Below are 21,875 nucleotides of genomic sequence, written 5' to 3'. Positions count from 1 at the left end.
CTACAGGATTGAGCGTAAATGGTCAGGCCGCATCCACCCTCGGCCGGCGCGGATGCTCGTGCTTCAGGTACTGAACCAGGCGCGCCTGCTGGACGGGGCTCATGAACAGGCCCAGCTTGGTGCGGCGCCAGAGGATGTCTTCGGCGGTGATCGCCCATTCCTCCTGGCAGAGGTAGTCCACTTCCCGCGCATACAGCCCGGCGCCCAGGTGTTCGCCGAGGTCGGCCAGTTCCTGCACGCCGCGCACCAGGTGCCAGCAGCGGCTGCCATAAAGATTCGCCCAGCGCCGGGCAACGGAGGTGGGCAGCCAACCGAAAGTGGAGCAGAGGGCTTCCACCAGGGCGCTGCGGCTTTCCATCTGTTCGCCGCCGGGTAGCGGGGCAGTGGCGGTCCAGGGGCCGCTGGCGAAGGGGAACCAGGGCTGCAGCTGCTGCAGGGCGGCTTCGGCCAGCTTGCGGTAGGTGGTGAGCTTGCCGCCGAACACCGACAGCAGCGGTGCTTCGCCAGGGTGGGCGGACAGGGCCAGGGTGTAGTCGCGGGTCACCGCTGACGGATCGGCTGACTCGTCATTGCACAGCGGGCGCACGCCGGCGTAGCTGTGGACGATGTCCTGCTCACTGAGCTGGTGCTTGAAATGGCGGTTGACCACGTCCAGCAGGTAGCGAGTCTCTTCAGGCGTGATCGCCACCTTCGCCGGGTCGCCCTGGTACTCGCGGTCGGTGGTGCCGATCAGGGTGAAGCGCTCCAGATAAGGGATGGCGAAGACGATGCGGCGGTCCTCGTTCTGCAGGATGTAGGCCTGCTCGCCGTCATGCAGGCGCGGCACGATGATGTGACTGCCCTGGATCAGGCGGATGCCGTAGGGGGCTTTTTGCTTGAGGTCCTGCTCGATGAAGCGTGCCACCCAGGGGCCGGCGGCATTCACCAGGGCGCGGGCGCGGATGGACAGCAGACTGCCGTCTTCCCGCTCCAGATGGATATGCCAGAGCCCCTTGCTGCGCCGGGCACTGACACAGCGGGTGCGGGTATGCACATGGGCGCCGTGTTCGCGGGCAGCCATGGCGTTGAGGACCACCAGCCGGGCGTCGTCCACCCAGCAGTCGGAGTACTCGAAGCCTTGGGTGATCTCCGATTGCAGCGGACTGCCTGCCCCGAAGCGCACGCCACGGGAACCGGGCAGGCGCTTGCGTTTGCCCAGGTGGTCGTAGAGGAACAGGCCGGCGCGGATCATCCAGGCTGGGCGCAGGTGCGGCCGGTGCGGCAGGATGAAACGCAGCGGCTTGACGATGTGCGGGGCCTTGGCGAGCAGCACTTCGCGCTCGGCGAGGGCCTCGCGCACCAGGCGGAATTCGTGGTGCTCCAGGTAGCGCAGGCCGCCGTGGATCAGCTTGCTGCTGGCGGAGGAGGTGTGCTGGGCGAGGTCGTCCTTCTCGCAGAGAAATACCGACAGGCCCCGGCCTGCCGCATCGGCGGCGATGCCGACGCCATTGATGCCGCCGCCGACGACCGCAAGGTCATAGACTTCGGCGATGGGGGAATGGTTGTGGTTCATGGGCAGGCACCAAGGTCGAAATCGAACTTTCAATGTTCATTTTCGAAAATAGCCTAGTCGAATGAACACAGCATGACCAGCCTGATGCGCGCTTTCGCGCCAGGTGGTCATGAGAAATTCACAGGAAACGAATGGGGTCAGACCTGTTCCAGATGCACCTTGTGCTGGGTCAGCAGGCGGGCCAGGGCGGGGGAGGGCTGGTGGTCGGTGAACAGGCGGTCCACCAGGGCGATGGAGCCCAGGCGCACCACGGCGTTGCGACCGAACTTGCTGGAGTCGGCGGCGAGGAACACCTGCCGCGCGTTCTCGATGATGGCCTGGGAGACGCGGACTTCCTGGTAGTCGAAATCCAGCAGGCTGCCGTCTTCGTCTATGCCGCTGATGCCCACCAGGGCGTAGTCCACCTTGAACTGCTGGATGAAATCCACGGCCGCCTGCCCGACGATGCCGCCGTCGCTGCGTACCGTCCCGCCGGCCACCAGCACTTCGAAATCGGGCTTGTCGGCCAGTTGGGCGGCCACGTGCAGGTTGTTGGTGATCACCTTCAGGCCCTTGTGGCCCATGAGCGCGCGGGCGATGGCTTCGGTGGTGGTGCCGATGTTGATGAAGAGCGAAGCGTTGTCCGGGATGTACTCGGCCACGGCGTCGGCGATGCGCTGCTTCTCGTCGCGGTTCTGCCCGGCGCGCATGGCGTAGGCGGTGTTCTGGATGCTCGAGGCTTCGCTGGCCGCCCCGCCATGGGTGCGCCGCAGCAGACCGTGCTCGGCGAGTTGATTGATGTCGCGGCGAATGGTCTGCGGGGTGACGGCGAAGGCCTGGGCCAGCTCGTCGATGCTGACGTAGCCGCGCTCGCGGGCGAGGTCGAGGATGTCTTGTTGCCGTGGGCCCAGGTTCATGCTGGCTCCTAGTTTTGCGCGGCATTATAGCGGCGTGCTGCCGAATCACCGCTTTTCCGCTAAGGTACGCCGAATCTGCCGCAGGATTTTCACATTCGAACATGACTCCCGCCATCGATCTGCTGAAAAAAGCCAAGGCTGAGCACAAAGTGCACAGTTACCACCACGATCCCAAGGCGCCGTCCTACGGCCTGGAAGCTGCCGAGAAGCTCAACCTGGACCCGGCGCGGGTGTTCAAGACGCTGTTGGCCGCTACCGAAAAGGGCGAGCTGCTGGTGGCGGTGGTGCCGGTGGCCGGCAGCCTGGATCTCAAGGCCCTGGCCCATGCGGCTGGAGCGAAGAAGGCGGAGATGGCCGACCCCAACCAGGCCCAGCGCGCCACGGGCTATCTCGTGGGCGGCATCAGCCCGCTGGGGCAGAAGAAGCGCCTTCGCACCTTCATCGACAACAGCGCCCGCAATTTCGAGAGCATCCATGTCAGCGCCGGCCGTCGCGGACTGGAAGTCGAACTGAGCGCCGACACCCTGGCCGCTCACACTCAAGGCAATTTCGCCGATATCGGCCGCCCTTAAGACCAATAACAACAAGGAAGCATCGCCATGGCCCACTACCTGCTCGCCATCGACCAGGGCACCACCAGCAGCCGCGCCATCGTCTTCAGTGCGCAGGGCCTGCCGGTGGCTCGCGCCCAGCAGGAGTTCAAGCAGTATTTCCCCAAGGACGGCTGGGTGGAGCATGACGGCGAGGAGATCTGGCTGACCACCCTCAAGGTCTGTCGCGAGGCCATCGAACAGAGCAGCCTGAATCCCGGTGAGATCGCCGCCATCGGCATCACCAACCAGCGCGAGACCACCCTGGTCTGGGACGCCGCCACCGGTACGCCGATCCACCCTGCCATCGTCTGGCAGGATCGCCGCACGGCCGACTACTGCGCCGAGCTGAAGGCGGCCGGCCACGAGACGGACGTCGCCAATCGCACCGGCCTGCTGATCGATCCCTACTTCTCCGCCACTAAGTTGCGCTGGGTTCTGGAAAACGTGCCGGGCGCACGGGAGCGTGCAGAGCGCGGCGAGCTGCGTTTCGGCACGGTGGACTGCTTTCTGCTGTGGCGCCTGACCGGCGGCAAGGTGCACCGCACCGACGCCACCAACGCCTCGCGAACCCTGCTGTTCAATATCCACAGCCAGCAATGGGACGCGGAGCTGCTGCGACTGTTCGACATTCCTGCCAGCCTGCTGCCGGAAGTGCTCGATTGCGCCGCCGAGTTCGGCGACACCGATGCCGCGCTGCTCGGCGCCAGCATCCCGGTGCGCGGCATGGCCGGTGACCAGCAGGCCGCGCTGATCGGTCAGGCCTGTTTCCAGCCGAGCATGGTGAAGAGCACCTATGGCACCGGCTGCTTCATGATCCAGAACACCGGCGACCAGCCGGTTGTTTCGCGCAATCGCCTGCTGACCACGGTGGGCTACCGCCTGGGCGGCAAGGTCAGTTATGCCGTGGAAGGCAGCATCTTCGTCGCCGGCGCGGCGGTGCAGTGGTTGCGCGACGGCATCAAGCTGATCAGCCACGCCCGCGATACCGAGGCCCTGGCCGAGCAGACCGGGGATGCCTGCGGCGTCTATCTGGTACCGGCTTTCACCGGCCTCGGCGCGCCTTACTGGGACCCGCGCGCGCGGGGTGCCATCTTCGGCCTGACCCGCGACACGGGCATCAAGGAGATCGTCACCGCCGGTCTGCAGTCGGTCTGTTACCAGACCCGCGACCTGCTGGAGGCGATGGCCCAGGACGGTGCGGCCGCGCCCAGCGCCTTGCGGGTGGACGGCGGCATGGTGGAGAACAACTGGGTGATGCAGTTCCTCGCGGATATCCTCGGCGTACCCGTGGAGCGTCCGGAGGTGACTGAGACCACCGCTTTGGGCGTGGCCTATCTCGCCGGTCTGCAGACGGGGCTGTACCGCGACCTGGAAGAGGTGGCCAGCCACTGGCATCGCCAGCAGCGCTTTGCGCCTCGCATGGCCGAGGGCCACAGGAAGAAGCTTTACGAGGGTTGGCTGGATGCCGTGAAGCGGGTGCGCAGCGGCGGTTGACCGGACGCCGAAACACCATGGCCGGCCTCCGCTAGACTGATCTGGCTGTACCGGCAATTGTTGCCAGCCACTGTATGGCGCGCGGGTGGCCCGTGGCTGGCATGCTGGATTCACCCGCTTTTCTTTTTTCGAGGTGCTTTTTCATGCAGCTGGAATTCCACCAGGTCGATGCCTTCACCCAGCGCCCCTTCGGCGGTAACCCGGCGATCGTGTACAGACTTGACGCCTGGCTCGACGACCAGCTCATGCAGCGCATCGCGGCCGAGCACAACCTCTCGGAGACGGCCTTTCTGGTGAGGGAGGGCAATGTCTGGCATATCCGCTGGTTCACGCCCAAGGCTGAGGTGCCGCTTTGTGGACATGCCACCCTGGCCAGCGCTCACGTGCTTTTCGAGCTCTACCAGGAGCCGGGTGACCGCCTGGAGTTCACCAGCAAATCCGGTGAGCTGCGGGTGATTCGCGAGGAGGAGGGCCGCCTGGCCCTGGATTTCCCCGCTCAGGTGCCGCATGAGGCGGGTGTGACCCTGGAGCTGGAACATGCCTTGGGCGTCGCTCCGGTGGACGCCCTGGGTGCCAACTTCCTGCTGGCGGTCCTGGACTCGGAACAGGCGGTGCGTGAATGCACCCCGGACTTCAAGGCTCTGGCCCGCCTGCCCTGGTCGGGCGTGATCATCACGGCACCTGGCATGAAGCACGACTTCGTCTCGCGCTTCTTCGCCCCGGTGATCGGCATCGACGAAGATCCGGTGACCGGAGCCGCCCATTGCGCCCTGATCCCCTATTGGGCTAATCGCCTGGGCAAGCGCGTGCTACGCGCCGAACAATGCTCGGCCCGCAGCGGCGATCTCTGGTGCCGCCTGGATGGCGACCGGGTGAGCATTGCCGGGCATTCGGTGCTGGTGGCCAGCGGGCGTTTGTGGGTCTAGGAAAGTCGTCGTCTGGAAAGAGAAGGGGCCGCATCGTTGCGGCCCCTTCGCGTTTCAGAGTGCGCCGCTGATGCGGCGGACGCCGGATTCCTGCGGCGTGAAGTGAGCGGCGACGCTGCCCTGGGCAGGGAACACCACCAGGTGGTCGGCGGCGATGCGAATACCGACTTCCTGTCCGGGCTGATGGTCCGCGTGGCTGGGGAAGATCGATTCCAGCTGGCTGCCGGTGGGCAGCTGCAGGCGATAGAGGGTGGCGGCGCCGAGGAAGATCTTGCCGATCACCTTGGCTCGCAACTCGCTGTCCGGCGCATGGACGATGTCGTCCGGACGCAGCAGCACGTCCACGGCCGAGCCGGACGGCCAGGTGTAGGCGCGGTTGCCACGGATGGTGCCCAGCTCGGTGTTCACCGAATCAGCGGAAACCAGCTGGCCACGAATGAAATAGCCCTGGCCGACGAAGCTGGCGACGAACGGGGTCAGGGGCTCGTGGTAGAGGTTGTACGGGGTGTCCCACTGCTCCAGCAGGCCATTCCTGAACACGCCAACGTGGTCGCTGACGGCGAAGGCCTCTTCCTGATCGTGGGTGACGAGGATGGCGCTGGTGCCACGTGCCTTGAGGATCTCGCGGACCTCCTGGCTGAGGCGTCGACGCAGTTCGCCATCGAGGTTGGAGAAGGGCTCGTCGAGCAGTAGCAGGCGCGGCTCAGGCGCCAGTGCGCGGGCCAGGGAGACCCGCTGTTGCTGGCCGCCGGACAGTTCGTGGGGGTAGCGATCGGCCAGGTGCCCCAGTTTCACCAGTTCCAGCAGCTCGCCAACCTTGCGTTCGCAGTCGGGCTCCTTGCGGATGCCGAAGGCGACGTTGTCCGCCACGGTCAGGTGGGGGAACAGGGCGTAGTCCTGGAACACCATGCCGATGCGGCGCTTCTCCGGCGCCAGGGTGAAGCCGGCGCGGGAGATGACGTCTTCGGCCAGCTGGATCTCACCGTCCAGCACCGGCTCGAAGCCGGCGATGGCGCGCAGGGTGGTGGTCTTGCCGCAGCCCGAGGGGCCGAGGAGGCAGCCAATGTCACCGGCGTTGAGGTGGAGGTTCAGACCCCGCACAACCTGCTGGTCGTGGTAACCGCAGCTGAGGTTGCGCAGGCTGAGAAGTGTTTCGCGATTCATGCGTGATGGGTGTGTTCGACCAGCAGTTCGAGCAGGGCTTTCTGGGCGTGGAGACGGTTTTCCGCCTGGTCCCAGGCTACGGAGCGCGGATCGTCGAGCAGGTCGACGCTGATCTCTTCGCCCCGGTGGGCCGGCAGGCAGTGCATGAATATCACGTCTTCCGCAGCCAGGTCGAGGAGCGCCTTGTTGACCTGGTAGGGCGCGAACAGCGCCAGGCGTCGGGCGGTTTCCTCTTCCTGGCCCATGGAGGTCCAGACGTCGGTGCTGACCAGGTGGGCGCCGGCCACGGCTTCGCGCGGATCACGTACCACTTTCACCCGGTCGCCGGCCATGGCGACGAACTCGGCCTTGGGCTCGAAGCCCTCGGGGCAGGCGACACGCAGCTGGAAGTCGAACTGGACCGCCGCTTCTATATAGGTGTTGCACATGTTGTTGCCGTCGCCGATCCAGGCCACGGTCTTGCCCTGGATGCTGCCGCGGTGCTCGAGGAAGGTCTGCATGTCGGCCAGCAACTGGCAGGGGTGCAGGTCATCGGAGAGACCGTTGATCACCGGTACCCGCGAATGCGCGGAGAACTCGGTGAGGGTGCTGTGGGCGAAGGTGCGGATCATCACCGCATCGAGCATGCGCGACATGACGATGGCGCTGTCGCTGATCGGCTCGCCACGGCCGAGCTGGGTGTCGCGAGGGGACAGGAAGATGGCCTGGCCGCCGAGCTGGATCATCCCGGCTTCGAAGGAGAGGCGGGTACGGGTGGAGGCCTTCTCGAAGATCATCCCCAGTACGCGGCTTTTCAAGGGTTCGTAACGCACGCCTCGATTGCGCAGATCCTTCAGCTCGGTGCCTCGACGGATCAGGCTGTTCAGCTCCTGGGGAGTACAGTCCATCAGGGAGAGAAAATGCCTAGCGCTCATGGTTACTACCTTTCTTCTTTTGCCACTGGCCGCGTGTCCTGGCCGGGGATTGCTGCGGGAACAAAGCAGGCGGGACGGGCGGTTGGAGCCGCACGTGGCGACGATTTAGGGGGAAGGCGCGATCTTATAAGGAAATGTCGCTGTTTTCCAATATGTGCCGAAAGCCGCGTCGTTACTGGCTATGGGCGTGGCGGGCAGGACATCGTCCGGGAACGTCGGCAGCGGTTGCCAGGCCGCACCCCGCCTGACACTGGCGGCAGATGGGAGCTTTTACAACGGCTCCCCAGGGACTGGCAATCGGTGGATTTCAGGATTGTTTCGACGAGGTGGCTTGTCTATTTTGTGCCGACGCATGGAGCCGTGAGGAGTTTGGTGGATGGCTGGAACCGGGCCGGGACCTATTCAGGGGTCTTCGGGAACACGGCGCTCTCTCTGGCTTGCGTATGGCCTGCTCCTGCTGGCAGGGCTGGGCGCAATCCTGGTGAACCTGCTGCAGGTGCTGGATTCGAAGCAGCTTTACCTGCGTGAGGCGGACAAGGCCAACGCCAACCTGGCTTATTCCATCGCCCAGCATGCCCAGGAATCCATCAAGGAAGCGGAGATCGTCCTGAGTGGCCTGGTGGCGCTCATGGAAAGCGGCGAAAACAGCCAGGCGACGCTCAACCAGCTGCTGCTGAACTACAGGCAGCGCGCCCCGCAGTTAGCCGCTATCACCGTGCTCGACGCCGAAGGGCGCTGGCTCTATTACTCCAACCCGCCCTCCAGACCCGACGTCAATAACGCCGATCGCAGCTATTTCCAGCACCACCGCCAGTCGGTGAGCCGTGATACCGAAGTGAGCAACCCGGTTCGCAGTCGCTTGAGCGGAGATTGGGTCCTGCCGGTATCGCGTCGCTTCAACGGCAAGGACGGCCATTTCGCCGGGGTGGTGGTGGCGACCATCCGCATTGCGCACTTCCGGGACTTCTACAAGCTGTTCGATGTGGGTCACGAAGGCTCCATCCTGATGGCCATGAACGACGGCACGATCATCTACCGACGACCGGAGCAATCCGGTAGCACGGGGGCGAGCATGGCCAACAGCTATATGTTCCAGGCCGACCTCAAGCGCTCTCCCGTGGGCCTGGGGGCAAGCGTCTCATTGCTTGATGGGGTAGATCGAGTCTACGCCTATCGCGCGCTGGATCATTTCCCGCTCGTGGTGGCGGTCTCCATGTCGCGCAATGAGGTGCTGGGCGAGTGGGGGCGCAAGGCCGTGGTGGTGGGAGGGCTGGTCGCTGTCCTGATCCTGGCGCTGATGCTCGCGGGCCGCGGCGTCGTGACGCGGGTGCGCCAGAGCATGGTGGCGGCACAGTCCATCGAGCGGGAGAACGAGGAATTGTTCCTCCTGGCCAACCGCGACGGTCTGACCGGCATCTCCAACCGGCGGCAGTTCGATCAGTCCCTGAAAATCGAGTTTCACCGCGCGGCGACGGTGCAGGCACCCCTGGCGCTGGTGATGATCGACGTGGATAACTTCAAGGCCTACAACGACAGCTACGGCCATCAGGCCGGCGATCTCTGCCTCAAGGCGGTGAGCGAGGTGCTGCGCCGGTTCAAGGTGCGCGCCGGTGATACGGTGGCGCGCTATGGGGGCGAGGAGTTCGCCGTCCTGCTGCCGCATACCGACTTGATCGGCGCGCGGCTGGTGGCGGAGCGGATTCGCCAGGCTGTCTGCGAGCAGCGGATCGCCCATGTCGGCAACTCGCTCGGCGTGGTGACGGTCAGCATCGGCGTGCACAGCCTGGTGCCCGATGATTCCATCCGCCCGGAACAGCTGGTGGCACTGGCGGATTCGGCGCTGTACCAGGCCAAGAAGGACGGCCGTAATCAGGTCTGCCTGGCCGAGCCGATGGTCTAGTCGCATCGGCAGCCCTGATGCCTCCCGATTCATGGCGCTGAGGCTGCTGGTCGGGTGGCGGAACTGGCTCCATAGTCTGTTCTTTGCGACCCGACCGGTCGTCTCGAACAGGAACCTGAGGCCAGGCGATGACCAAGACCCTCCACCACCGTGCGTGCCATCTGTGCGAGGCCATTTGCGGCCTGACCATCGAGACCGAGGACCTGGATGACGGCAGCCGCCGCATCCTGTCCATCAAGGGGGACGCCCAGGACAGCTTCAGCCGTGGCCATATCTGTCCCAAGGCGGTGGCCTTGCAGGACATCCAGAATGACCCTGACCGCATCCGCCAGCCGATGCGCCGTGCCGGCAGCGAGTGGTTGCCCATCGAGTGGGACGAGGCCTTCGCGCTGGTGGCCGAGCGCCTGGCCGACATTCAGGCGCGCCACGGCAACAATGCGGTGGCCGTGTACCAGGGCAACCCGAGCGTGCACAACTACGGGTTGATGACCCACAGCAATTACTTCCTCGGCCTGCTCAAGACCCGTGGGCGTTTCTCCGCCACTTCCGTAGACCAACTGCCGCACCACCTGATCAGCTACCAGATGTACGGCCATGGCTTGCTGATCCCGATCCCCGACATCGATCACACCCAGTTCATGCTGATCCTTGGCGGTAATCCCCTGGCCTCCAACGGCAGCATCATGACCGTGCCGGATGTGGAAAAGCGCCTGAAGGCGCTGCAGGCGCGTGGCGGCAAGCTGGTGGTGGTGGACCCGCGGCGCAGCGAAACCGCGGCCATGGCCGACCAGCATCTGTTCGTACGGCCGGGGCAGGATGCCGCGCTGCTCTTCGGTCTGCTCAACACCCTGTTCGAGGAAGGTCTCGGCCGCGCCACTCACCTCCCCGTGGAGGGACTGGCACAGGTGCGGGAAGCCATCGCCCACTTCACGCCTGAGGTCATGAGCCAGCGCTGCGGTATTCCGGTGGCGCAAATCCGCCAGCTGGCGCGGGATTTCGCGGCGGCCGAGAGCGCGGTCTGCTACGGCCGCATGGGCGTTTCCACCCAGGCCTTTGGCAGCCTTTGCCAGTGGCTGATCCAACTGATCAACCTGGTCACCGGCAACCTTGATCAGGCGGGCGGCGTGCTTTGCACCCAGCCGGCGGTGGACCTGGTGGCGACCACATCGGGCGGGCATTTCAATCGCTGGCAGAGCCGGGTTTCCGGTCTGCCCGAGTACGGCGGCGAACTGCCGGTGGCGGCCCTTGCCGAAGAAATGCTCATGCCCGGAGAAGGGCAGGTGCGTGCGCTGGTGACGGTCGCCGGCAATCCGGTGCTGTCCACCCCCAACGGGCGCCAGCTGGAACAGGCGCTGGACGGCCTGGAGTTCATGGTCAGCATCGACCTCTACATCAACGAGACCACCCGTTACGCCGACCTGATCCTGCCGCCGACGGCACCCCTGGAACACGAGCACTACGACACGACGTTCAATGTCTTTGCCGTGCGCAACGTCACCCGCTTCAACGAGGCGGTGCTGGCCAAGCCCGCTGGTTCGCTGCACGACTGGGAAATCTTCGTTGGCCTGGCCAAGGCCTTCGCTGCCCGAACCGGCATTGAACTGAAGCCCACCCTGGAGCCGGAGCAGATGATCGACCTGGGCCTGCGCGTAGGCGCCTACGGCGATCGTTCGGAGCACAAACTCTCGGTGGCACGCCTGCGCGAGCATCCCCACGGCCTTGACCTGGGGCCGCTGAAGCCCAATCTCGCCAGCCGCCTCAAGACGTCCAGTGGCAAGGTAGAAGCCGCGCCGGCCATTCTGCTCGGTGACCTCGATCGTTTCGCCGCGCAGCCGGTACCCCGAGAGGGCGAGCTGGTACTGATCGGCCGTCGCCATGTGCGCAGCAACAATTCCTGGATGCACAACTACCATCGCCTGGTGAAGGGCAAGCCGCGCCACCAGTTGCTGATGCATCCCCGTGACCTGGAGGCACGTGGCCTGGTGGACGGGCAACGGGTGAAAGTGCGTTCGCGAGTCGGGGTGATCGAAGTGGAGGTGGGGGCCAGTGAGGACATGATGCCCGGCGTGGTCAGCCTGCCCCATGGCTGGGGCCATGCGCGGCCCGGCGTGCGTATGGGGATCGCCAGCGAGCAGCCGGGCGCCAGTGCCAACGACCTCACCGATGAGCGCCAGCTGGATGCGCTTTCCGGCAATGCGGCACTCAATGGCGTTCCCGTGGAAGTGGTGGCCGCCTGAAGGTAAGGGAAGTCCGAGCGTGTGGCTCGGCTTTCCGATACAATGCCGCCATCCAGCCGACTCGCCAGTCGGAAAGTTCAGCCGAGGTGCCCAATGGATATCATCGAAACCATCAAAGAGCAGATCGCCAACAACACTGTCCTGCTGTACATGAAAGGCTCGCCGAACGCTCCGCAGTGCGGCTTCTCCGCCCGCGCAGCGCAAGTCCTGATGGCCTGCGGCGAGAAATTCGCCTACGTCGACATCCTGCAGAACCCGGAAATCCGCGCCAACCTGCCGAAGTACGCCAACTGGCCGACCTTCCCGCAGCTTTGGGTAGGCGGCGAACTGGTCGGCGGCAGCGACATCATGACCGAGATGTTCGAGAAGGGTGAGCTGCAGACCCTGGTGAAAGATGCCGTGAGCAAGGCCAGCGCCTGATCCGACTTCGAATGAAAGAGCCCCGCCAAGTGCGGGGCTTTTTTATTGCGAACCGTTTTCAGCAGTCGCCATTCAAAGTTCCGTTTGATAAATGGAAATTGTTCCGACGTGTCGACTTCCAGGAACTCTCGCTCAAACAAAAAGCCCCGCAATTGCGGGGCTTTCTGTTTTGATCGGGATTATTCGTCCATCTGCGACTGCAGGTAATTCTCCAGACCGACTTTCTCGATCAGGCCCAGCTGGGTTTCCAGCCAGTCGATGTGCTCTTCTTCGGACTCGAGAATTTCCTCCAGCAGTTCGCGGCTGCCGTAGTCGCCGACGCTCTCGCAGTACGCGATGGCGGTCTTCAGGTCCGGCAGGGCCTGCTGCTCAAGCTTGAGGTCGCTGGCCAGCATTTCCTTGGTGTTCTCGCCGATCATCAGCTTGCCAAGGTCTTGCAGGTTGGGGATGCCTTCGAGGAAGAGAATGCGCTTGATCAGCTTGTCCGCATGCTTCATCTCGTCGATGGACTCGTGATACTCGTGGTCGCCCAGCTTCTTCAGGCCCCAATCTTCATACATGCGTGCGTGAAGGAAGTACTGGTTGATCGCAACAAGTTCATTGCCGAGGATCTTGTTGAGATGCTGAATGACTTTCTTGTCGCCTTTCATGTGCAGTCCTGCCGTGTGAAGAGTCGTGGATCAACGAATTCTGATCGCCGTACTTGGGTATGTCAAATGTAAGTCTTTGAATTACAAATAAATTTGAATATTAATAAGAATGTTTAACTTCTACATTTGAAGCCTAAATGTTTGAAAAACAGGCACAAAAAAACCGGACACTGAGGTCCGGTTTCTTTTCCTTCCGCCGAACGGTCAGGCGATGGCGTATGCGGCTGGATAGGCGAGGGCGGCCTGGCTGCTCTGGACCTCGGCCAAGGTCTCCTTCACGACCTGCTTGGCGAGGCAGGCGCACTTGCCGCACTGGGTTCCCACTTCGAGGGCGTTGCGTACTTCGCGATAGCTGCAGCAGCCTTCATAGATGGCTTCGCGAATTTGACCGTCAGTGACACCTAGACAGAGACAGACGTACATAGCGACTCAGGACTCGGGGGGAGTGATTGGATGGATGGGATACTAATAGTAATGAGAATGATTGTCAAAGATTTGGCTGGAAGGGCCGGACCAGAGGCCTTCCCGGGGGGATGGGTGAGCATGTGCGGGGGCAGAACCGTTCGCGGAAAAGCGGTGGGCGCATAAGTCGGGCCACGTGTATGATGCGCAGTCCTTGCAGGAGCCGGTGTCACCGTGGCGCCACAATGGTCGGCCAGGCTGTGACCCCGGACCCCACTGAATTCCTCATGAACATAGGAGACTTGAAATGAGCGTACTCGTAGGCAAGCAGGCTCCGGACTTCACCGTTCCGGCTGTACTGAGCAACGGCGAGATCGTCGACACCTTCACCCTGTCCGAAGCCATCAAGGGCAAGTACGGCCTGGTGTTCTTCTACCCGCTGGACTTCACCTTCGTTTGCCCGTCCGAGCTGATTGCCCTGGACCACCGCATTCCCGAGTTCAAGGCCCGCGGCGTGGAAGTGATCGGCGTATCGATCGACTCTCACTTCACCCACAACGCCTGGCGCAACACCCCGGTAGATAAGGGCGGCATCGGCCAGGTCAAGTACACCCTGGCTGCCGACATGAAGCACGAAATCGCCCAGGCCTATGACGTCGAGTCCGCCGATGGCGTGGCTTACCGTGGTGCCTTCCTGATCGACAAGAACGGCGTTGTACGTTCCCAGATCGTCAACGACCTGCCGCTGGGCCGTAACATGGACGAGCTGCTGCGTCTGGTCGACGCTCTGCAGTTCACCGAAGAGCACGGCGAAGTGTGCCCGGCCAACTGGAAGAAAGGCGACAAGGGCATGACCGCTTCTCCGGAAGGCGTTGCCCAGTACCTGGCCGAGAACGCTTCTTCCCTGTAAGCGTCAGCAGCCAAAGAAAAAGCCCGGCATCTGCCGGGCTTTTTCATGTCTGGACGTAGGCGAGGAGCGGATCAGTCCTCGTCGTCGATCCAGCCGCCCATCTCTTTCCAGCGGTTGACGATGCCGCAGAACAGCTCGGCAGTCTTCTCGGTGTCGTAGCGCGCGGAGTGCGCCTCGCGGCCGTCGAACTCGATGCCGGCGGCCTGGCAGGCCTTGGCCAGGACGGTCTGGCCGTAGGCGAGGCCGGCCAGGGTGGCGGTGTCGAAGCTGGAGAAGGGGTGGAAGGGGTTGCGCTTCATCCCGGTGCGGTTCACGGCCGCGTTGAGGAAGCCCAGGTCGAAGCTGGAATTGTGACCCACCAGGATGGCGCGCTTGCAGCCATTGGCTTTGATCGACTTGCGCAGGCCACGGAAGATTTCCGTCAGCGCGTGCTCCTCGCTCACCGCCATGCGCAGCGGGTGGTCCAGCTTGATCCCGGTGAACTCCAGCGCGGCGGGCTCGATGTTGGCACCCTCGAACGGTTCAACGCGGAAGAAGTGGGTGTGGTCCGGATAGAGGAAGCCCTGCTCATCCATGGCAATGGTGGTCGCCGCGATTTCCAGCAGGGCGTCGGTGGCGGCGTTGAAGCCGCCGGTTTCCACGTCTACCACTACCGGCAGATAGCCACGGAAGCGCGCGGCCATCGGGTGGCGTGGGCCGGACGGCAGGCTGCCGTCCAGTTCGTCGTCGTAAAGGTCTTCGCTCACGCTTGTTCCTCCACCAGACGCCAACGCAGCGTTTCGCCAGCACGCAGCGGTACCACCACCTGCTCGCCCAGGGGCAGGGTGGCGGGGGCGGTCCATTCCTCGCGCACCAGGGTGATGCGGTCGGTGTTGCGCGGCAGGCCGTAGAAGTCCGGGCCGTGGAAGCTGGCAAAGGCTTCCAGCTTGTCCAGGGCGTTGCGCTGCTCGAAGGCTTCGGCGTACAGCTCGATGGCCGCGTACGCGGTGTAGCAGCCGGCACAGCCGCATGCGGCTTCCTTGGCGTGCTTGGCGTGCGGCGCCGAGTCGGTGCCGAGGAAGAACTTGGTGCTGCCGCTGGTGGCAGCGTCCAGCAGGGCTTCCTGATGCACGTTGCGCTTGAGGATCGGCAGGCAATAGAAGTGCGGACGGATACCGCCCACCAGCATGTGGTTGCGGTTGTACAGCAGGTGATGGGCGGTGATGGTGGCGCCCACGTTGGCCGAGGCCGACTGCACGAACTGCACCGCGTCGCCGGTGGTGATGTGCTCGAACACCACCTTCAGGGTCGGGAAGCGCTGGACCACACGGGACAGGTGCTCGTCGATGAACACCTTCTCGCGGTCGAACACGTCGATCTCGCCACGGGTCACTTCACCGTGGACCAGCAGCAGCATGCCCACTTCGGCCATGGCTTCCAGGGCCGGGAAGATCTTGTCGATGCTGGTGACGCCGGAGTCCGAATTGGTGGTGGCGCCGGCCGGATACAGCTTGGCGGCGTGGACGAAGCCGGAAGCCTTGGCCGCGCGGATGTCCTCGGGGCTGGTGCGGTCGGTGAGGTAGAGCACCATCAGCGGCTCGAAGCGGCTGCCGGCCGGGCGGGCAGCGAGGATGCGCTGGCGATAGGCGTCGGCTTCCTCGGCATTGCGAACCGGAGGCACCAGGTTGGGCATGATGATGGCGCGGCCAAAGGTGCGGGCAGCATCGGCGACGGTGTGGGCCAGAACGGCGCCGTCGCGCAGATGGATGTGCCAGTCGTCGGGACGCAGGAGGGTCAAACGGTCGGACATGAGGGGCTTCCAGGCGGGCAGAACTGGGCGGACATGCTACCGGAAAAGGCCTTCCGGGGCACGCGGGGGCATGAGCCGGCGCGATCCCGCCGACCATTTGCCGCTCAAGTTTTGCCGCGCCGCACCGATATCCATCAGGAACGCCGCAATTCCCCGTGGAGCCCGCCGTGCGCCAGCGCTATCTCGTATTCCTGAGCTTGTTCGCCAGCCTGCCGGCCATGGCCGTCACCTTCCAGACGCGCCTGGAAAAGGTGGAATGGAAGGTGGAAGGCGACAAGTTCGAGTGCCGGCTGTCGCAACCCATCACCGACTTTGGTGCCGGCGAGTTCGTGCGCCGCGCCGGTGAGCAGGCCACCTTCCGCCTGAAGGCCCGGGAGCACTGGATGGGCGCCGGTTCGGCGACCCTGCTGGCGGCCGCCGCCCCCTGGCAGCCGGGGAGGGGGGACATCAACCTGGGCGCAGTCAGCGTCGGCGGCGGTGAGGTGCCCTTCAACAGCTCACAGCAGCAGGCCGGACGTCTGCTTGCCGGCTTGCTGGAAGGCCGCAGCCCCGTGGTTCGCCACCGCACCCTGCAGGGCGGCGATGCCCTTGAAGTGCGCTTGCTGCCGGTGAAGTTCAACAAGGCCTATCAGGATTATCTGGATTGCACCGCCAAGCTGATGCCGGTGAACTTCGACCAGGTCAAGCATGTGCAGGTCGGCTTCCCGGACGGCGGCGTTGAGCTGGACGCCATGGGGCGGGCCAAGATGGACATCATCCTCGACTTCATCAAAGCCGATCCCAGCGTCAACCACATCGAGATCGACGGCCATTCCGACAATAGCGGCAATCGCCTGACCAATCGCGACCTGTCCCGTCGCCGTGCCCTCGTGGTGTACGACTACTTCAGGGCCAACGGCTTCCCGGAGGCCCAGATGGTCATGCGCTTCCATGGCGAGCGCTATCCGCTGGCGCCGAACAACACGGCGGCCAACCGCACGAAAAATCGCCGCGCCACCGTCCAGCTGTCCCGCGTGGAGCTCCCTGCGCAAGCACCGGCCGCAACGCCAGCCGCTGCCGAAGCGCCGGCACCTGCGGCCGCGCCGGACGCTCCCGCCGCACCTGGCGTTCCGGCCGCCGCATCCGGTGCGCCTGCCGGAGGCCCCGGGGTCAAGGAGGTCCTGCCCAAGCCCCAGGCGCCGCCGGGCTCCTGAGCCCGCCGTCCGTCGCGCGGCCGAAAGATTCTGTCGCCTCGTCGTCATAAGCTGTCGCGCCACTGTAATTTGGCCGCCAGGGTCAGTAGAATCACGAGTTTTTCGTACAACCCCCGTGGAGTTGATGGCATGGCGGACGTAAAGAAGGTTGTCCTGGCTTATTCCGGTGGCCTGGACACCTCGGTAATCCTCAAGTGGCTGCAAGATACCTATAACTGCGAAGTGGTGACCTTCACCGCCGACCTCGGCCAGGGCGAGGAGGTCGAACCGGCCCGCGCCAAGGCCAAGGCCATGGGCGTCAAGGAAATCTACATCGACGACCTGCGCGAAGAATTCGTTCGCGACTTCGTCTACCCGATGTTCCGCGCCAACACCATCTATGAAGGCGAGTACCTGCTGGGTACCTCCATCGCCCGTCCGCTGATCGCCAAGCGCCTGATCGAGATCGCCAACGAGACCGGCGCCGACGCCATCTCCCACGGCGCCACCGGCAAGGGCAACGATCAGGTACGTTTCGAGCTGGGCGCCTATGCGCTGAAGCCGGGCGTCAAGGTGATCGCTCCCTGGCGTGAGTGGGACCTGCTGTCCCGCGAGAAGCTGATGGACTACGCCGAGAAGCACGGCATTCCGATCGAGCGCCACGGCAAGAAGAAGTCCCCGTACTCCATGGACGCCAACCTGCTGCACATCTCCTATGAGGGCGGCGTGCTGGAAGACACCTGGACCGAGCACGAAGAGGACATGTGGCGCTGGACCAAGTCCCCGGAAGCCGCACCCAACACCCCGACCTACATCGAGCTGACCTACCGCGCCGGTGACATCGTCGCCATCGACGGCAAGGACATGACTCCGGCGCAGGTACTGGCCGAGCTGAACCGCATCGGCGGCGAGAACGGCATCGGCCGCCTCGATATCGTCGAGAATCGCTATGTCGGCATGAAGTCCCGTGGCTGCTACGAGACCCCCGGCGGCACCATCATGCTCAAGGCCCACCGCGCCATCGAGTCCATCACCCTGGACCGCGAAGTGGCTCACCTGAAAGACGAGCTGATGCCCAAGTACGCCAGCCTGATCTACACCGGCTACTGGTGGAGCCCGGAGCGTCTGATGCTGCAGCAGATGATCGACGCCTCCCAGACCAACGTGAACGGCGTGGTACGCCTGAAGCTTTACAAGGGCAACGTCATCGTGGTCGGCCGCAAGTCCGACGACTCCCTGTTCGACGCCAACATCGCCACCTTCGAGGACGATGCCGGCGCTTACAACCAGGCTGACGCTGCTGGCTTCATCAAGCTCAACGCCCTGCGCATGCGTATCGCTGCCGGCAAGGGCCGCAAGCTGTTCTGATAAGCTTGTCAGAGCGAGCCCACAAACCCCGGCCACGAGCCGGGGTTTGTGTTTTGAGCCCGGGATCACGGGCAACCGATGAGGAACCAATGATGAGACTGCTGCATACCATGCTGCGCGTCGGCGACCTGGACAAATCCATCGCCTTCTATACCGAAGTGCTCGGCATGACCCTGCTGCGCCGCAAGGACTACCCGGACGGCCAGTTCACCCTGGCCTTCGTCGGCTACGGCGACGAGGCCCACAACAGCGTGATCGAGCTGACCTATAACTGGGGTGTGGAAAGCTACGAGCTGGGCACCGGCTACGGCCACATCGCCCTGGAAGTGGACGATGTGTACAAGGCCTGCGAAGACATCCGCGCCCGCGGCGGCAAGATCACCCGCGAGCCAGGCCCGATGAAGCACGGCACCAGCATCCTCGCCTTCGTCGAGGACCCGGACGGCTACAAGATCGAACTGCTGTCTCCCTCTCGCAAGGACTGAAGCTCTGTGCTGATATGAATCCGGGGCGTCTTTGTCCCGGTCTGGAGGCGTGGGTCTATGGATGGTTCCGCTGTCAGCTATGAACGCAATCTCGAAAGCCTGGTAAGGGCCATCCAGGAGCTGTCCCTGGCCCGTGATCTCGACCGCATCGCCGAGATCGTGCGCAGCGCAGCCCGGGAGCTGGTGGGCGCCGACGGCGCCACCTTCGTCCTGCGCGATGGCGATCGCTGCTTCTACAAGGACGAGGACGCCATTTCGCCACTGTGGAAAGGCCTGCGTTTCCCCATGGAAACCTGCATCAGCGGTTGGGCCATGCTCAACCGCGAGCCGGCGGTGATCGAAGACATCTACCGCGACTCACGCATTCCTTACGACGCCTACCGCCCCACCTTCGTGAAAAGCCTGGTCATGGTGCCCATCCGCAGCCTGGACCCGGTGGGGGCGATCGGCACCTACTGGGCCAAGGAACGCCGCGCAAACGAGCGGGAGGTGGGCCTCCTGCAGGCCCTGGCGGACTCCACCTCGGTGGCCATGGAAAACGTCCAGCTCTACAACGAGTTGGAGCAGCGGGTGATCGCCCGCACCCAGGACCTGGTGGCGGCCAACCGTCTGCTCTATGACGAAGCCTGCGAACGCGAGCGCGTGGAGCAGGACATCCAGCGTTTCGCCATGACCGATGAGCTGACCGGCCTCAACAACCGCCTCGGCTTTCTCCGCCTCGCTGCCGAAGAGCTGGAGACGGCACGCCAGCGCAACAGCCCCTGCCTGCTGCTCTACCTGGTGCTGAGCGCCGAGGGCGGAAGCCAGGGGGAGAGCCTGCCGATGGCCGCCGCGCGTCTGCTGCGGGAACAGTTCCGGCGGGGTGACCTGCTGGCGCGCCTGGGCGGTGGCGAGTTTATGGTACTGACCAGCGGCTACGGCGACGCGGAAGCCGTAGTGCAGCGCCTGCGTACCAGCGTTGGCGCGTTCAATCGTGCAGAGGGCCAGCGTCTGACCCTGCGCATCGGCCACGCCGAGTCGACGCCGGGCAAGAACCTCGAAGCGCTGCTGGAGGAAGCAGACAGGGCACTGCGCCGGAAAGGGTAGGGGTGAGGCGGCGAACGCGCATGATTCTGGCTGGCCATCAGGCTTCGCTATATAGTTCGCGACACAGCGAAATCTGATCAATTGGCCAACCCATGAGCTTCCCCCTCGACCGCACCGACCTGGCCGCCATCTGGCTCACCCTGGAACTCGCGATCCTTACCACCTTGCTCCTGCTGGTGGTGGGCACGCCCATCGCCTGGTGGCTGGCACGCACCCGCTCGCGGCTCAAGGGGCCGGTGGCAGCGGTGGTGGCCCTGCCGCTGGTGCTGCCTCCCACCGTCATCGGCTTCTACCTGCTGGTGAGCATGGGGCCCCACGGCTTCATCGGCCAGTTCACCCAGAGCCTCGGTCTCGGCACCTTGCCCTTTACCTTTGCCGGCCTGGTGGTGGGCTCGGTGATTTACTCCATGCCCTTTGTGGTGCAGCCGCTGCAGAACGCCTTCACCGCCATTGGCGCTCGCCCGCTGGAGGTGGCTGCCACCCTGCGCGCCAGTCCTTGGGACACCTTCTTCTCGGTGGTCCTGCCCCTGGCTCGGCCGGGCTTCGTCACTGCCTCCATCCTCGGCTTTGCCCACACGGTAGGTGAGTTCGGGGTAGTGCTGATGATCGGCGGCAACATCCCGGAGAAGACACGGGTGGTGTCAGTGCAGATCTTCGATCACGTCGAAGCCACGGAATACGCCCAGGCCCATTGGCTGGCCGGCGGCATGTTGTTGTTCTCCTTCCTCATCCTGTTGGCGCTGAACACCAGCCGGCGCCTGAAACCCGGCTGGACCTGAGTCATGCAAACGATTCGTGCACGCTTTCGCCTGAACCATCCCGGCTTCGCCCTGGAAGCCGATCTGGAACTGCCGGGACGTGGCGTCAGCGCCCTGTTCGGCCACTCCGGTTCCGGCAAGACCAGCCTGCTGCGTTGCATTGCCGGCCTGGAACGGGCAGCCGAGGGTTACCTGGAAATCAATGGTGAGGTCTGGCAGGACAGCACCCGTCGCCACTTCCTGCCCACCCACAAGCGCCCGCTCGGCTATGTGTTCCAGGAAGCCAGCCTGTTCGAGCACCTGTCCGTTCGGGGCAACCTGGAATTCGGCCAGCGCCGCATTGCGGCGCCGGAACGGCGCGTGCAATTGGACCAGGCGGTTGAGTTGCTGGGCATCGGCCATCTGCTCGAGCGCATGCCGGGCGGCTTGTCTGGTGGTGAGCGGCAGCGCGTGGGCATTGCCCGTGCCCTGCTCACCAGTCCGCGCCTGTTGCTGATGGACGAGCCCCTGGCGGCCCTGGACCTGAAGCGCAAGGGCGAGATCCTGCCGTACCTGGAGCGCCTGCACGACGAGTTGGATATCCCGGTGCTCTACGTCAGCCATTCGCCGGACGAGGTGGCTCGTCTGGCCGATCACCTGGTGCTGCTGGACAACGGTCAGGTGCTGGCCAGCGGGCCGCTCGATCGGACCCTCGCACGGCTCGATCTGCCCACCGCCCAGGAAGACGATGCCGGCGTGGTGATCGAGGGACGGGTGCAGGGCTTCGACGAGCGCTACCAGTTGTTGTCCCTGGCACTGCCGGGCAGTTCCCTGGGCATGCGCGTGGCTCATTCCCCGGTACCTGAAGGTCGCAACCTGCGCCTCAGGGTCCTGGCGCGGGACGTCAGCCTGAGCCTGGACAAGCAACGGGACAGCAGCATCCTCAACCTGCTGCCGGCTCGGGTGGTGGAAGCGTTACCGGCGGCCAATCCGGCCCACGTGCTGGTGCGTCTGGACGTGGACGGTACGCCGATGCTGGCGCGCATCACCCGCTTCTCGCGGGACCAGCTAGGGCTCTACCCCGGCCAGACGATCTGGGCGCAGATCAAGTCGGTGGCGCTGCTGGCCTGAAACCGGTCACCAAGGGTGGGATGGCGAACTGAGTCGCGAATGAAGTCGC

General features: G+C 64.3%; 21 protein-coding genes. 13 read left to right on the top strand and 8 right to left on the bottom strand.

Annotated elements, in window-relative coordinates; translation table 11 throughout:
* Window positions 1-22: 22 nt before the first annotated feature.
* Entirely contained in the window at window positions 23-1,552 is a 1,530-nt protein-coding gene (glpD, locus tag TQ98_RS20140; protein ID WP_103103017.1) for a glycerol-3-phosphate dehydrogenase, read from the bottom strand.
* Window positions 1,553-1,689: 137 nt separating this feature from the next.
* Window positions 1,690-2,448 carry a DeoR family transcriptional regulator gene (locus tag TQ98_RS20135; protein ID WP_044870659.1) on the bottom strand — a complete coding sequence of 253 codons (759 nt, stop codon included), beginning with the start codon at window positions 2,446-2,448 and terminating at the stop codon, window positions 1,690-1,692.
* A gap of 101 nt (window positions 2,449-2,549) precedes the next feature.
* Here TQ98_RS20135 and ybaK point away from each other — a divergent pair, with 101 nt between their 5' ends.
* The 3 genes from ybaK to TQ98_RS20120 all read left to right on the top strand — a co-directional run bounded on the left by ybaK (window position 2,550) and on the right by TQ98_RS20120 (window position 5,461).
* On the top strand, window positions 2,550-3,020 hold the full coding sequence (gene ybaK / locus TQ98_RS20130) for a Cys-tRNA(Pro) deacylase (protein WP_044870658.1): 471 nt from the start codon (window positions 2,550-2,552) through the stop codon (window positions 3,018-3,020).
* 27 nt (window positions 3,021-3,047) lie between these two features.
* Window positions 3,048-4,535: a glycerol kinase GlpK gene (glpK, locus tag TQ98_RS20125; RefSeq protein WP_044870657.1), complete on the top strand. Its 1,488-nt coding sequence runs from the start codon at window positions 3,048-3,050 to the stop codon at window positions 4,533-4,535.
* A gap of 143 nt (window positions 4,536-4,678) precedes the next feature.
* Complete coding sequence (locus TQ98_RS20120) at window positions 4,679-5,461, top strand: PhzF family phenazine biosynthesis protein (protein WP_044870656.1); 783 nt, start codon at window positions 4,679-4,681, stop codon at window positions 5,459-5,461.
* Between the two features lie 54 nt (window positions 5,462-5,515).
* Here the strand turns inward: TQ98_RS20120 and TQ98_RS20115 are convergent, their stop codons facing one another.
* Window positions 5,516-6,625 carry an ABC transporter ATP-binding protein gene (locus TQ98_RS20115; protein WP_044870655.1) on the bottom strand — a complete coding sequence of 370 codons (1,110 nt, stop codon included), beginning with the start codon at window positions 6,623-6,625 and terminating at the stop codon, window positions 5,516-5,518.
* On the bottom strand, window positions 6,622-7,539 hold the full coding sequence (argF, locus tag TQ98_RS20110; RefSeq protein ID WP_044870654.1) for an ornithine carbamoyltransferase: 918 nt from the start codon (window positions 7,537-7,539) through the stop codon (window positions 6,622-6,624). The genes TQ98_RS20115 and argF overlap by 4 nt, the downstream gene beginning before the upstream one ends.
* Before the next feature lie 481 nt (window positions 7,540-8,020).
* On the opposite strand from argF, the gene TQ98_RS20105 reads away from it, so the two are divergent.
* The 3 genes from TQ98_RS20105 to grxD all read left to right on the top strand — a co-directional run bounded on the left by TQ98_RS20105 (window position 8,021) and on the right by grxD (window position 12,096).
* Window positions 8,021-9,439, top strand: coding sequence for a sensor domain-containing diguanylate cyclase (locus TQ98_RS20105; RefSeq protein ID WP_052659141.1), 1,419 nt, complete (start codon window positions 8,021-8,023; stop codon window positions 9,437-9,439).
* A 128-nt stretch (window positions 9,440-9,567) separates the two neighbouring features.
* Window positions 9,568-11,676, top strand: a complete 2,109-nt coding sequence (locus TQ98_RS20100) for a molybdopterin oxidoreductase family protein (RefSeq protein WP_044870652.1) — start codon at window positions 9,568-9,570, stop codon at window positions 11,674-11,676.
* Window positions 11,677-11,769: 93 nt separating this feature from the next.
* Window positions 11,770-12,096 carry a Grx4 family monothiol glutaredoxin gene (gene grxD, locus TQ98_RS20095; RefSeq protein ID WP_044870651.1) on the top strand — a complete coding sequence of 109 codons (327 nt, stop codon included), beginning with the start codon at window positions 11,770-11,772 and terminating at the stop codon, window positions 12,094-12,096.
* 179 nt (window positions 12,097-12,275) lie between these two features.
* On the opposite strand, the gene bfr is transcribed toward grxD, so the two are convergent.
* Window positions 12,276-12,746 carry a bacterioferritin gene (gene bfr / locus TQ98_RS20090; RefSeq protein WP_044870650.1) on the bottom strand — a complete coding sequence of 157 codons (471 nt, stop codon included), beginning with the start codon at window positions 12,744-12,746 and terminating at the stop codon, window positions 12,276-12,278.
* 204 nt (window positions 12,747-12,950) lie between these two features.
* On the bottom strand, window positions 12,951-13,169 hold the full coding sequence (locus TQ98_RS20085) for a bacterioferritin-associated ferredoxin (protein ID WP_044870649.1): 219 nt from the start codon (window positions 13,167-13,169) through the stop codon (window positions 12,951-12,953).
* 286 nt (window positions 13,170-13,455) lie between these two features.
* Between TQ98_RS20085 and TQ98_RS20080 the strand changes: the two genes are divergently transcribed.
* Window positions 13,456-14,058: a peroxiredoxin gene (locus tag TQ98_RS20080; protein ID WP_044870648.1), complete on the top strand. Its 603-nt coding sequence runs from the start codon at window positions 13,456-13,458 to the stop codon at window positions 14,056-14,058.
* A 71-nt stretch (window positions 14,059-14,129) separates the two neighbouring features.
* Here TQ98_RS20080 and rnt read toward each other — a convergent pair whose 3' ends face one another.
* A complete protein-coding gene (gene rnt / locus TQ98_RS20075) occupies window positions 14,130-14,804 on the bottom strand; it encodes a ribonuclease T (RefSeq protein WP_044870647.1) in 675 nt (224 codons plus the stop codon).
* Window positions 14,801-15,847: a dihydroorotase gene (gene pyrC / locus TQ98_RS20070; RefSeq protein WP_044870646.1), complete on the bottom strand. Its 1,047-nt coding sequence runs from the start codon at window positions 15,845-15,847 to the stop codon at window positions 14,801-14,803. Before pyrC ends, rnt begins: the two co-directional genes overlap by 4 nt.
* A gap of 167 nt (window positions 15,848-16,014) precedes the next feature.
* On the opposite strand from pyrC, the gene TQ98_RS20065 reads away from it, so the two are divergent.
* The 6 genes from TQ98_RS20065 (at window position 16,015) to modC (ending at window position 21,826) form a co-directional block, all read left to right on the top strand.
* Window positions 16,015-17,040 (top strand): OmpA family protein, encoded by a 1,026-nt coding sequence (locus TQ98_RS20065; RefSeq protein ID WP_177410188.1) that lies wholly within the window; start codon window positions 16,015-16,017, stop codon window positions 17,038-17,040.
* Between the two features lie 129 nt (window positions 17,041-17,169).
* Window positions 17,170-18,387 (top strand): argininosuccinate synthase, encoded by a 1,218-nt coding sequence (locus TQ98_RS20060; RefSeq protein ID WP_044870645.1) that lies wholly within the window; start codon window positions 17,170-17,172, stop codon window positions 18,385-18,387.
* A 92-nt stretch (window positions 18,388-18,479) separates the two neighbouring features.
* The gene (gene gloA / locus TQ98_RS20055) at window positions 18,480-18,872 is read left to right on the top strand and encodes a lactoylglutathione lyase (RefSeq protein ID WP_044870644.1); all 393 of its coding nucleotides are present in this window, start codon (window positions 18,480-18,482) and stop codon (window positions 18,870-18,872) included.
* A gap of 57 nt (window positions 18,873-18,929) precedes the next feature.
* A complete protein-coding gene (locus TQ98_RS20050) occupies window positions 18,930-19,958 on the top strand; it encodes a sensor domain-containing diguanylate cyclase (protein ID WP_044870643.1) in 1,029 nt (342 codons plus the stop codon).
* Between the two features lie 92 nt (window positions 19,959-20,050).
* On the top strand, window positions 20,051-20,737 hold the full coding sequence (gene modB, locus TQ98_RS20045) for a molybdate ABC transporter permease subunit (RefSeq protein WP_044870642.1): 687 nt from the start codon (window positions 20,051-20,053) through the stop codon (window positions 20,735-20,737).
* Window positions 20,738-20,740: 3 nt separating this feature from the next.
* A complete protein-coding gene (gene modC, locus TQ98_RS20040; protein WP_044870641.1) occupies window positions 20,741-21,826 on the top strand; it encodes a molybdenum ABC transporter ATP-binding protein in 1,086 nt (361 codons plus the stop codon).
* Window positions 21,827-21,875 lie beyond the last annotated feature (49 nt).

This window comes from Pseudomonas sp. LFM046 (assembly GCF_000949385.2).
GTDB lineage: Bacteria > Pseudomonadota > Gammaproteobacteria > Pseudomonadales > Pseudomonadaceae > Metapseudomonas.
Note: the sequence above shows the minus strand (reverse complement) of the source record. Positions and strands in the feature narration are given on the sequence as shown.